This window comes from Roseomonas sp. F4 (genome assembly GCF_053891155.1).
On sequence record NZ_JBSSHK010000004.1, the window covers coordinates 218,713 to 230,525 of the forward strand.

An 11,813-nucleotide genomic window follows, 5' to 3' on the forward strand; every position below is an offset into this window, starting at 1 on the left:
CCCATGGCACTTCTCGAAGTCGATGCGTTGCAGACGCATTTCCGCACGCCGGACGGCATCAACCGTGCCGTCGATGGCGTCTCCTTCCATGTGAATGCCGGGGAGACGCTGGCGATCGTGGGCGAGTCCGGCTGCGGCAAGTCCGTGACCGCCATGTCCATCCTGCGGCTGATCCCGGAGCCGCCCGGCAAGATCGCCGGCGCCATCCGTTTCAACGGCCGCAACCTGCTGGAAGCCTCCGACAAGGAGATGCGGGCGATCCGCGGCAACGAGATCAGCATGATCTTCCAGGAGCCGATGACCAGCCTGAACCCGGTGCTGACGGTAGGCCGCCAGATCGGCGAGACGCTGCGCCTGCACCAGGGCCTGTCCGCCCAGGCGGCGGAGGACCGGGCGGTGGAAATGCTGAACCTGGTCGGCATCCCGGAAGCCAAGCGCCGCGTGCGGGAATATCCGCACCAGCTTTCGGGCGGCATGCGCCAGCGCGTGATGATCGCCATCGCCCTGGCGTGTAATCCGAAGCTGCTGATCGCGGATGAGCCGACCACGGCGCTGGACGTGACCATCCAGGCGCAGATCCTGGATCTGATGCGCGACCTGAAGCACCGCGTCGGCGCCGCCATCGTCCTCATCACCCATGACCTCGGCGTGGTGGCCGAAGTCGCGGAGCGTGTGGTGGTGATGTATGCGGGCAAGAAGGTGGAGGAGGCGCCGGTGGCCGACCTGTTCCGCAGCCCGCGGCACCCCTACACCCAGGGCCTGCTCGGCTCCGTGCCGAAGCTCGGCTCCTCGCTGACCGGGGAGGCGACGCGGCTGGCGGAAATCCCCGGCCTGGTGCCGAGCCTGAAGCAGAAGATCCCCGGCTGCGTCTTCGCCAGCCGCTGCCCGCATGCGACCGACCTCTGCACCGCCGTGGCGCCGGCGCTGGAGGAGAAGGCGCCGGGCCATGTCGCCGCTTGCCATTATGCCTTGCGTGAAGGGGCACTCGCCGCATGAGCACCGCGCCCCTGTTGCAGGTCAATGACCTGAAGAAGCACTTCCCGATCCATGGCGGGTTCTTCGGCGGCGTCACCGCGAAGGTCTATGCGGTGGATGGCATCTCCTTCGACATCGCGAAGGGGGAGACGCTGTCGCTGGTCGGCGAATCCGGCTGCGGCAAGTCCACCGTCGGCAAGGCGCTGCTGCGGCTGTTCCCGCTGACCGATGGCCAGGTGATCCTGGACGGCACCCGCATCGACGATATGCCGAGCGGCACCCTGCGGCCTATGCGCCGGCGGATGCAGGTGGTCTTCCAGGACCCCTTCAGCTCGCTGAACCCCCGCATGCGGGTGCGCGACATCCTGGCCGAGCCGATCCGCAATTTCGGCATTGCAAAGAACTCGGCCGATCTGGAGGCGCGGCTGGTCGCGCTGATGGACAAGGTCCGGCTGCCGAAGGATGCCATCAATCGCTGGCCGCATGAATTCTCCGGCGGCCAGCGGCAGCGTATCGGCATCGCGCGAGCCCTGGCAGGCGAGCCGGACCTGATCATCTGCGACGAGGCGGTCTCGGCGCTCGACGTCTCGGTGAAGGCGCAGATCGTCAACCTGCTGCAGGACCTGCAGAAGGAACTCGGTCTGGCCATGCTGTTCATCAGCCACGACCTGGCCATAGTGGAACACATGACGCATCGCGTCGCCGTGATGTACCTGGGCAAGATCGTGGAGGTGGCGCCGCGGCGCAGCCTGTTCGGTGCGCCGAAGCATCCCTATACGGAGGCGCTGCTTTCGGCCGTGCCGCAGCCGACGCCGGGCGTCCAGCGCCAGCGGGTGATCCTGAAGGGCGACGTGCCCAGCCCGATCAACCCGCCCAAGGGCTGCCGCTTCCACACCCGCTGCCCCTATGCCTTCGACCGCTGCCGGGTGGAGGAGCCGGTGCTGCGGCCCGTGGCGGATGCGCTGGGGGAGGGGCATGTCAGCGCCTGCCACCTGCATGACCGTCCGGCGGCGGAAAACCCACTCGCAGGGGCCAAGGGCGCGGCGCTTCTCGCCGTCGCCTGACGGTTTCGCCATCGCCACGCTTGACGAGGCGCGGTGCCGGGACGACTCTCCCCTCATCAGGGCGGCCCCCCAATCGGTGGCCGCAGAGGCCAAATCTGGGGAGAGGCGCGATGCCGCAGGTGACACTGACGGTCAACGGCACGAAACACACGGTGGAGGTCGAGGCCCGCACCCTGCTGGTGGAGACACTGCGGGAACAGCTTCGCCTCACCGGCACCCATGTCGGCTGCGATACCAGCCAGTGTGGCGCCTGCGTGGTCCATATGGGCGGGGACAGCGTGAAGTCCTGCACCATCCTGTCCGTCCAGTGCGACGGCAGCGACATCACCACCATCGAGGGCCTGGCGGCCGCCGACGGCACGCTGCACCCGATGCAGGAAGCCTTCCGGGAATATCACGCGCTGCAGTGCGGCTTCTGCACCCCGGGCATGGTGATGTCGGCCATCGATCTGGTCCAGAAGCACCCCGATGGCATGTCCGAGAAGGAGATCCGGGAAGGGCTGGAGGGCAACCTCTGCCGCTGCACCGGCTACCACAACATCGTGAAGGCCATCGCCGCCGCCCAGGATGTGATGCAGGGCCGCGTGCCGGAACTGGTGCGCGCGGCCGCCGAGTAAGCCGGGACTCCGGTTGGGTGCTCCGCGGACTTAGCCCCCCGGTAGAGGGGGCACCGCGGCGGGCCAGCCTGTTGCAACGCGACGGGGAGGAATCAAGCAATGAACGTGGTGACGCCCTTCGAGGGCATCGGCGCCAGCCTGCGCCGCAAGGAGGATTTCCGGTTCCTGGTGGGGCGCGGCCAGTATGTGGATGACCTGAACCGGCCGGGCCAGACCCATGCCGTGATGCTGCGCAGCCCGCATGCCCACGCGACCATCGACCGCATCGACACCTCCGCCGCCAAGGCGATGCCGGGGGTCAAGGCGATCTTCGTGGGGGAGGACATGGCGGCCGAGTCCATCGGCGGCATCCCCTGCGGCTGGCAGATTCACAGCAAGGACGGCTCCCCGATGGCGGAGCCGATGCACCCGGCGCTGGCCCTCGGCAGGGTGCGCCATGTCGGCGACCCGGTGGCCGTGGTGATCGCGGAGACGAAGTCCCAGGCGCGGGATGCGGCGGAAGCCATCATCGTCGACTACACGCCGCTGCCCGCCGTCTCCGGCACCGAGGCCGCGCTTCAGCCGGGTGCGCCCCAGCTGCATGAGGCGGCGCCGGGCAACCTCTGCTACGACTGGCACATTGGCGACAAGGCGGCGCAGGAAGCCGCCTTCGCCCGCGCCGCGCGGGTGGTGAAGTTCGAGACCACGAACAACCGCCTGGTGCCGAATGCCATGGAGCCGCGCGCGGCCATCGGCGATTTCGACAGCTTCTCCGGCGACTACACCCTCTACACCACCAGCCAGAACCCGCATGTGATCCGGCTGCTGATGGGCGCCTTTGTGCTGCATATCCCGGAGAGCAAGCTGCGCGTGGTGGCGCCCGATGTGGGCGGCGGCTTCGGCAGCAAGATCTACCACTATGCCGAGGAAGCCATCGTCACCTGGGCCGCCGGCAAGGTGAAGCGGCCGATCAAATGGACCTGTGAGCGGTCCGAATCCTTCATGTCGGACGCCCATGGCCGTGACCATGTCTCCACCGCTGAGCTGGCGCTGGATGCGGAAGGGAAAATCCTCGCGCTGAAGGTGCATACGCTGGCGAATATGGGGGCCTATCTCTCCACCTTCGCGCCCTGCGTGCCGACCTATCTCTACGCCACGCTGCTCTCCGGCGTGTATGCCATGCCGGTGATCTATGCGGAGGTGAAGGCGGTCTTCACCAACACCGTCCCCGTCGATGCCTATCGCGGCGCCGGGCGGCCGGAGGCGACCTATCTGCTGGAGCGGCTGATGGATGTCGCGGCCGCTGAGGCCGGGCTCGACAAGGTCGATTTCCGCCGGCGCAATTTCATCCGCCCGGACCAGTTCCCCTACCAGACGCCGGTCGCCCTGCAATATGACAGTGGCGACTACCATTCGACGCTCGCGGCCTGCCTGGAGACGGCCGGCTGGGCGGATTTCGAGGCGCGGCGGGCGGAGGCCAAGGGGCGTGGAAAACTGCGCGGCATCGGCATCTCCACCTATGTGGAGGCCTGCGGCATCGCGCCCTCCGCTGTGGTGGGCAGTCTGGGCGCGCGGGCGGGGCTCTATGAGGTCGGCACCATCCGTGTGCACCCGACCGGCAGTGTCACGGTGCTGACCGGCGCACATAGCCACGGGCAGGGGCATGAGACCACCTTCGCCCAGCTTGTGGCGGAAAAACTCGGCGTGCCGACGGCGAATGTGGACATCGTGCATGGCGACACCGCCAAGGTCCCCTTCGGCATGGGCACCTATGGCAGCCGGTCCCTGGCCGTCGGTGGGTCCGCGATGGACAAGGCGATGGACAAGATCATCACCAAGGGCAAGCGCATCGCCGCCCATCTGATGGAAGCCAGCGTCGAGGATATCGAGTTCGAAAAGGGCACCTTTCGAGTTGCCGGCACGGATCGCACCAAGAGCCTCACGGACATCAGCCTGGCCGCCTACGTCCCCCACAACTACCCGATCGACGAGATCGAGCCGGGGCTGGAGGAGACGGCCTTCTACGACCCGAAGAACTTCACCTATCCCGGCGGCTGCCATATCTGCGAGGTCGAGATCGACCCGGATACCGGGCGGACGGAGGTGGTGAACTTCACGGCCGTGGATGATGTGGGCCGGGTCATCAATCCGATGATCGTGGAAGGCCAGGTGCAGGGCGGCGTCGCCCAGGGCATCGGCCAGGCGCTGCTGGAAGCGGCGATCTATGATGCCTCTGGGCAACTCGTCTCCGGCTCCTTCATGGATTACACCATGCCGAGGGCCGGCGATCTTCCGGATGTCGGCGTCGCCACCCATGTCACGCTCTGCACCCACAACCCGCTTGGGGTGAAGGGATGCGGGGAGGTGGGGGCCATCGGCTCGCCGCCGGCGGTGATGAATGCGGTGGTGGATGCCTTGCGTGACTATGGCGTGCGCCATGTGGAAATGCCGGCGACGCCGCAGAAGATCTGGGGCATCGTCAACAGCCACAGGCTCGCGGCGGAATAGAGAGGGGATTCGGGACCATGTATGATTTCGCCTACCACAAGCCCGCCTCGGTCGCGGATGCCGTGAAGATCCTGGCCTCCGATCCCGAAGCGCGTCCGATCTCCGGCGGCATGACCCTGCTGCCGGCGCTGAAGCTGCGGCTGAACAAGCCGACCGCCGTGGTCGACCTCTCCGGCATCGCCGAATTGCGCGGTGTGAAGCGGGAGGGCGACAAGCTGGTGATCGGCGCCCTGACGAAGCATTTCGAGGTCGCGACCTCCGCTGAGGTGAAGGCCGCCATCCCCGCGCTGGCCGCCATGGCAAACACCATCGGCGACACCCAGGTGCGCAACCGCGGCACCATGGGCGGCTCCGTCGCCAATAATGACCCCTCCGCCGACTATCCGGCTGCGCTGCTCGCGCTGGGCGGCAGCATCCAGACCGACAAGCGCACCATCCCGGCCGATGAGTTCTTCAACGGCATGTTCACCACGGCGCTGGAAGTCGGGGAGCTGGTGACGGCGATCCACATCCCGATCCCGGAAAAGGCCGGCTACGCCAAGATGCGCAACCCGGCCAGCCGCTATTCCATGGCCGGCGTCTTCGTTGCCAAGGGCGCGGCGGGCGTGCGCGTGGCGGTGAACGGCGCCGGGTCCAACGGCGTGTTCCGCGAGAAGGCGATGGAAGCCGCGCTTTCGGCCAATTGGTCGCCGGATGCCGTGGCCGCCGTGAAGGTCGATGCCGGCCTGATGAATGGCGACATCCATGGTAGCGCCGAATATCGCGCGCATCTGGTCACGGTCATGGCCAAGCGCGCGGTGGTGGATGCCGGCTGAGCATCTGTCCCATGACGAGCTGGTGGCGCGGCACGAACGCGCCACCGACGGCATCCTTCACCTGCACGTCCCGAATCCGGCCAATACCGATCGCCGGCTGATCGTCACCTTCGCCACCCATAACAACGGTGCGCGCTACGCCTCGCTGGAAGCGATCCATCGGCGCTTGCCGATGGATATCCTGGCCTTCCGCGACCCCGCCAATGGCTACTACCTGTACCAGGACGGCGGCGCCCGCTTCGGTGCCCTGCTGCGGGAGCTGGTGCAGGGCTACGATCCCGCGCGCATCCTGTTCTTCGGATCCTCCATGGCCGGCTATGCCGCGCTGCGCTGGGCGATGGAGCTGGGGGCGAGTTGCGTGGTCTCCAACCCCCAGGTCAATCTCGATTCCGCCGCGGCCTTGGCCTGGGACACGCTGCGCACGAATATCCTGCGCATTCCCCAGCGGGTGAATCTGGATGAGCTGCCGCCCGGCCCGCGGCGGGCGGTGCTGACCGTGCTGCACAGCCGCCACCCGATGGATATCGACGCCATGCAGCGGCTGTTCAGCCTCTGGCTGAAGGCGCCCGGGATGGCCCTGAATCTGGAGCAGGTGGACGAGAAGGCGCATGCCTATCTCATCCGCGACTTCCCCCATTTCAATCGCCTGGTGCAGACCACGCTGGCGCAGAGGCAAGCCATGGAAGGCCCCGCGCCGCGCCGGCTGCCGGCCGGCATCGCCGCCTGACCCACCCTTTCCTTCGCCCCGCGTCGCCGTCAGGCTGCGCGGGGATTCAAGGAGAGACTCCGTGCGGATCGACGACCCTGCCGTGATCGCCGAAGTGCGCGAGGTGTTCGACCGCTATGAGGCGGCGCTAATGGCCAACCGCACGGAGATCCTGGACGCCATCTTCTGGGCGGACCCTCGCACCGTGCGCTTCGGCATCGCCGAAATCCTCTATGGGCATGAGGCGATCCGCGCCTTCCGCGCCTCCGTCACCGCCTATGCCCAGCGCATCCAGCGCCAGGTGCGCATCACCGCCTTCGGCCCGGATGTGGCCGCGACCCATCTGGAGTATGAGCGCATCGGCACCGGGCTGGTGGGCCGCGAGACCAAGATCATGGCGCGCATTCCGGGGGAGGGATGGCGCGTGGTCTCGGCGCATGTCTCGCTGCTTGCTGGTGGCGATCCGGGCCGTGTGATGGGGGATCAGCGGTGAGCGGCGACAGACAGATGCATGTGGTGGTGATCGGCGCGGGCATCATCGGCGCGGCGACGGCGTTGGGCGCGCTGCGGGAGGGCTACCGGGTCACCATCCTGGAACCCGGCGAGCCGGGCGGCGAACAGGCAGCGAGCTACGGCAATGGCTGCTGGCTCAGCCCGATGTCGGTGATCCCTCCCTCCAGCCCTGGCCTGTGGAAGAAGGTGCCGAAATTCCTGGCCGATCCGCTGGGCCCGCTGGCGATCCGCTGGTCCTATTTCCCGAAGGTGCTGCCCTGGCTGGCGCGCTACCTCTGGGCCGGCTGGACGGAGGCGAAGGTGGAAGCTACGGCGCGCGCCCTGCGGCCGCTGCTGGTGGGCTCCCCCGCGCTGCACAAGGACTTGGCCGAGCAGGCCGGCGTAGGCGCGCTGATCGAACAGCGCGGCCTCGTCTACATCTACGAGAACCGGCAGCAATTTGAGTCGGAGGCGCTGGCCTGGCGGGTGCGGAAGAAGGTCGGCATCGAATGGCTGGAACTCGACGCCGACGAGATGCGCCAGCGCGAGCCCGACCTCGACCGCCGCTACACCTTTGGCGCGCTGGTTGAGGAGGGCGGGCATTGTCGTGATCCGGGCGGCTACGTCGCCGCGCTGGTGGCGCTGGCCCAGTCCGAAGGCGCCGATTTGCGGCGGGACGCGGCGACGGGTTTCCGGATCGAGGGCGGGCGGCTGAAGGCGGTGCTGACCCAAGGCGGGGAGGTGGCCTGCGACCGCGCGGTGATCTGCGCCGGCGCCTATTCCAGGAAGCTTGCCGCCGCCGCCGGGTCGAAGGTGCCGCTGGAGACGGAGCGCGGCTATCACGCCATGGTGGCGGATGCCGAGGCCGGGCCGCGCATGCCGATGATGCCCTATGACGGCAAGATGTCGATCACCTGGACCGATCGCGGCCTGCGCTGCGCCGGCCAGGTGGAGATCGCGGGGCTGGAGGCGGCACCTAACTGGAAGCGGGCGGAAATCCTGCGCGACCATCTGCTGCGCAGCTTCCCCGGCTTGCCGCGCGACCTGCCGGCCAGCCGCGTGAAGATGTGGATGGGCCATCGCCCCTCGATGCCCGATGGGCTGCCCTGCATCGGCCCGGCTGCTGCCTCTCCGGACGTGCTCTGTGCCTTCGGCCATGGCCATGTCGGGCTGGTGGCGGCGCCGCGCACCGCGACGGCGGTGGTGGATTTGCTGGCGGGGCGGAGTCCCGCGCTCGCGATCGAACCATTCCGGCCCTCACGCTTCGGATAATTGCGCTTTTCGCTGGTTTTTCTTGCTACCTGGTGCAATCTTGCATGGTGGCGGCCCTGCATCGTGTCGGGTCGTGTCCACCAGTACGGATTGCATAAGATCGTGTTTCCCGACAACGAGCAGGGCGGCGCCGGGTCCGTCGAAGCCGAAGTGAAGTGGTACAATGCCCGCAAGGGTTTCGGCTTCGTCCTGGGACCGGATGGACAGGACGTCTTCTTCCACGCCTCGGCTTTGACCGAGGCGGGCATCGAGCCGCCGGAGACCGGCGACAAGCTGAACTGCGAGATCGGGACGGACCGTCAGGGCCGGCGCCTCGTCACGCGGATCTATTCCGTGATCAAGGGTCCAGGCGGTGGTGCGGGCGTTGGTGATCGGGGCCCACGCCCCGGTGGCTTCGGCGACCGCCCGCCTCGCCGTGATTTCGGCGGCGGCGGCTTCGGCGATCGTCCGCCGCGCCGCGACTTCGGTGGCGCCCCGGGCGGCTTCGGCGATCGTCCGCCGCGTCGCGATTTCGGCGGCGCCCCGGGCGGCTTCGGCGATCGTCCGCCGCGCCGTGACTTCGGTGGTGCACCGGGTGGCTTCGGCGGTGGCGCCGCGGGTGGCTTCGGCGCGCCGCGCGGCAATTTCGGCGATCGTCCGCCGCCGCGCCGCGACAGCCGCGACGAGGGCGGGCCGACCTATGCCGTCAGCGGCACGGTCAAGTGGTTCGACCAGGTGCGCGGCTTCGGCTTCGTGACCCCTGAAGACGGTGGCCAGGACGTGTTCCTGCACTCCTCCGTTCTGCAGCGCGCCGGCCGTGCCGATGTGCAGCAGGGTGAGAAGGTGGCGCTGGATGTGCGTGACGGCCAGCGCGGCCGCCAGGCCGTTAACATGAAGGAATAGGCCAGCTTCCCTGCGAAGCGGTGCCTTGCGAAACCCCGGCCGTGCCACGGCCGGGGTTTTTTGCGTTGCGGCGCCTGACGAAACCCAGGCTGGGCCACGACCAGGGTTTTTATGCTGTCTTCACGTTTTTTTGATCCATCCTCCGGCGGATTCAGATTTCTTTACTTCTTGTTCACAATTTGGTGAAAGTGTGGGGCACCGCGACGGCACGGCCGATGGGCGGAACGATCCAGACGGGAAGAACCCGGAGAAAAGCGCGATGTCGTCCACCCACCTCACCTCTCTGTCGCCCGCAGCTCAGACACCAAGGCGCAGCGATGCCGCCCTGTTTTGCGATCCGGCCCCGCGCCTTGGCATTTCCTGGCTTGATGACCCGGCGCCGCGCGTCACCGCCCGGCACCAGTCGACGGATGGCCTGATCCAGGCCGTCGTCGGCATCGTCGCCATCGCTGCCGAGCGCGCCCGGCTGGTGGGGGACCTTCCGGCACTGCGGGATGCGCTGGAGCGCGCGCTGGGTCAGACGCTGGTGGAGACCGAGGCCGCCGATCCGCGGGAGCAGGGGCTTCCGCTGCCCATGCCGATCCGCGACGCGGATCGCGGCAATGAGGTGGAGCGCCTGGGCACGCTGATGCGCCGCCAACTGCGCGGCTGATCTCAGCCGAAGCGGGTGGGGCGCAGCCCAGCCTGCAACCAGCTGACCAGCGTGTAGATGTCGTAGACGGGCAGGCCCAGCTCCGCCTGCAAGGCAGCGGCATAGGGTGGCATATTCGTGCATTCCAGCACGATGGCGCCAACCTCCGGATGCCGCGCGACCAGCGCGCGCCCCGCCTCCAGGATGTCCTGTTCGGCGAGCGCGACGTCGAGATCCTGCTTTTCCGCCTTGATCAGCACGCGGAAGAATTCACGCCCCGTCTCCGTGCCCTCCACGGGCACATCCAGCGGCACATTCGCCGCCTGAAGATGCGCGGGCGTCAGCGACCCGCGGCTGACGGTGATGACACCCACGCGGCGGCCGGGCGGCAGCATCGCCTGCACCCAGGGCACCTGCATGAGGGAGGAGGTCGCGACGGGAACCTGCACCGCCGCCGCCAGCTCCGCCTGGAACAGTGACAGGAAGCCGCAATTGGTGGTGATGGCCTCCGCGCCCAGATCCACCAGGTCCTTCGCCGCGGCGATGAAATCCGGCAGCAGCCCCCGCGCGCCGTTCAGCACCACCTTCTCCGGACTGGCGCCGCGCACCACGCGGAACAGCACGGGGAAGGGCCATGTGGTGCCGTTGCCCATGTCACCGGGGATTCGTGGAAAGCGCGCTTCCAGCATGAGGATGCCGAGCGGCGCGCCGTAGATGGATTTGCCCCCGCGCGCGAGGCGCGGAGCATTGGACAGGGTTTGCATGGACGAAGCCTAGCCCCGGCCGGCTTTCTGTCCAGACGGCCAAGGCAAGGGCTTGCGCCGCGGCGGCCGGGACGGTTCCTTGTGCCGTCAAACAGGCCAAACGGGATGCCAAAAGCCATGAAACTCCGACATCGTCTTCTTCTGCCGCTGCTGGCCCTGATGGGCGCCGCGCCGGCCGTGGCGCAGGACAACTGGCCCTCGCGGCCGATCGAATTCCTGGGCGGCTTTCCGAATGGCTCGGGCGTGGACATCTACGCCCGCCGCATCGCCGCGCCGCTGTCGCAGGCGCTGGGCGTGCCGGTGGTGGTCAACAACCGCGTTGGCGCCGGCGGCAACATCGCCTCCGACTACGCGGCCAAGGCACGGCCGGATGGCTACCTGATCCTGTTCGGCACCGCCGGCACCCATGCGATCAACGCGACGCTGTACCGCCGCCTGCCCTTCGACCCGCTGCGCGACGTGACGCATATTGCGCATCTGGGCGACGTGCCGAATGTGCTGACCACCAGCATCCAGCACCGCCCGCAATACACCAGCTGCGCCGCGCTGATCGCCGATGCCAAGGCCCGGCCCGGCGCGCTGAACTATGCCAGCACCGGCAACGGCGCCTCCACTCACCTGGCCGGCGCGGTCTTTGCCCGGGCGGCCGGGATCGACATGCTGCACATTCCCTTCCCCGGCCAGGGCCCGGCCGTCACCTCGCTGCTCGGCGGGCAGGTGGACCTGTTCTTCAACCAGGTCGGGCCGGCCATCGGCCTGATCCAGCAGGGCGCGGTCCGCGCGTTGGGCGTCACCACGCCGCAGCGACTGGCCGCGCTGCCGGATGTGCCGACCATCGCGGAGGCCTGCAACCTGCCGGGCTTCGAGAGCACCACCTGGTATGGCGTCTTCGGCCCTCCCGGCCTGCCGGCGCCGATCCAGCAGCGGCTGAATGTCGAGATCCGCAAGATCATCGAGGCGCCGGAATTCCGGGACTGGCTGGTGAACAACCAGGGCATCTCGCCTTCCACCGTCAGCACGCCCGAGGAGTTTCGGCGCGTGCATGAGCAGGACATCGCCCGCTGGGGCGCCGTGGTGCGCGCGGCCGGCGCCCAGGTGGATTGAGAGA

12 protein-coding genes are annotated in these 11,813 nt (G+C 68.1%); 11 read left to right on the forward strand and 1 reads right to left on the reverse strand.

Features of this window, described 5'->3' with window-relative positions:
- Positions 1 to 3 precede the first annotated feature (3 nt).
- From ACVFYP_RS17460 to ACVFYP_RS17505, 10 genes are all read left to right on the forward strand, one after another.
- Positions 4 to 996: an ABC transporter ATP-binding protein gene (locus ACVFYP_RS17460; protein ID WP_499201474.1), complete on the forward strand. Its 993-nt coding sequence runs from the start codon at positions 4 to 6 to the stop codon at positions 994 to 996.
- Positions 993 to 2,039, forward strand: coding sequence for an ABC transporter ATP-binding protein (locus ACVFYP_RS17465; protein ID WP_499201475.1), 1,047 nt, complete (start codon positions 993 to 995; stop codon positions 2,037 to 2,039). Before ACVFYP_RS17460 ends, ACVFYP_RS17465 begins: the two co-directional genes overlap by 4 nt.
- 110 nt (positions 2,040 to 2,149) lie before the next feature.
- On the forward strand, positions 2,150 to 2,656 hold the full coding sequence (locus ACVFYP_RS17470) for a (2Fe-2S)-binding protein (protein WP_499201476.1): 507 nt from the start codon (positions 2,150 to 2,152) through the stop codon (positions 2,654 to 2,656).
- A 99-nt stretch (positions 2,657 to 2,755) separates the two neighbouring features.
- The gene (locus tag ACVFYP_RS17475; protein WP_499201477.1) at positions 2,756 to 5,143 is read left to right on the forward strand and encodes a xanthine dehydrogenase family protein molybdopterin-binding subunit; all 2,388 of its coding nucleotides are present in this window, start codon (positions 2,756 to 2,758) and stop codon (positions 5,141 to 5,143) included.
- A 17-nt stretch (positions 5,144 to 5,160) separates the two neighbouring features.
- A complete protein-coding gene (locus ACVFYP_RS17480; protein ID WP_499201478.1) occupies positions 5,161 to 5,958 on the forward strand; it encodes an FAD binding domain-containing protein in 798 nt (265 codons plus the stop codon).
- On the forward strand, positions 5,948 to 6,685 hold the full coding sequence (locus ACVFYP_RS17485; RefSeq protein WP_499201479.1) for a hypothetical protein: 738 nt from the start codon (positions 5,948 to 5,950) through the stop codon (positions 6,683 to 6,685). The genes ACVFYP_RS17480 and ACVFYP_RS17485 overlap by 11 nt, the downstream gene beginning before the upstream one ends.
- 61 nt (positions 6,686 to 6,746) lie before the next feature.
- Positions 6,747 to 7,157 carry an AtzH-like domain-containing protein gene (locus ACVFYP_RS17490; RefSeq protein WP_499201480.1) on the forward strand — a complete coding sequence of 137 codons (411 nt, stop codon included), beginning with the start codon at positions 6,747 to 6,749 and terminating at the stop codon, positions 7,155 to 7,157.
- A complete protein-coding gene (locus ACVFYP_RS17495) occupies positions 7,154 to 8,428 on the forward strand; it encodes an NAD(P)/FAD-dependent oxidoreductase (protein WP_499201481.1) in 1,275 nt (424 codons plus the stop codon). The genes ACVFYP_RS17490 and ACVFYP_RS17495 overlap by 4 nt, the downstream gene beginning before the upstream one ends.
- Entirely contained in the window at positions 8,429 to 9,310 is an 882-nt protein-coding gene (locus ACVFYP_RS17500) for a cold-shock protein (RefSeq protein WP_499201482.1), read from the forward strand. It abuts the gene before it with no gap.
- A 259-nt stretch (positions 9,311 to 9,569) separates the two neighbouring features.
- Complete coding sequence (locus tag ACVFYP_RS17505) at positions 9,570 to 9,962, forward strand: hypothetical protein (RefSeq protein ID WP_499201483.1); 393 nt, start codon at positions 9,570 to 9,572, stop codon at positions 9,960 to 9,962.
- Positions 9,963 to 9,964: 2 nt separating this feature from the next.
- Here ACVFYP_RS17505 and ACVFYP_RS17510 read toward each other — a convergent pair whose 3' ends face one another.
- Positions 9,965 to 10,705: an aspartate/glutamate racemase family protein gene (locus tag ACVFYP_RS17510; RefSeq protein ID WP_499201484.1), complete on the reverse strand. Its 741-nt coding sequence runs from the start codon at positions 10,703 to 10,705 to the stop codon at positions 9,965 to 9,967.
- A gap of 117 nt (positions 10,706 to 10,822) precedes the next feature.
- Between ACVFYP_RS17510 and ACVFYP_RS17515 the strand changes: the two genes are divergently transcribed.
- Positions 10,823 to 11,809, forward strand: a complete 987-nt coding sequence (locus tag ACVFYP_RS17515) for a Bug family tripartite tricarboxylate transporter substrate binding protein (protein ID WP_499201485.1) — start codon at positions 10,823 to 10,825, stop codon at positions 11,807 to 11,809.
- The last annotated feature ends 4 nt before the right edge of the window (positions 11,810 to 11,813 follow it).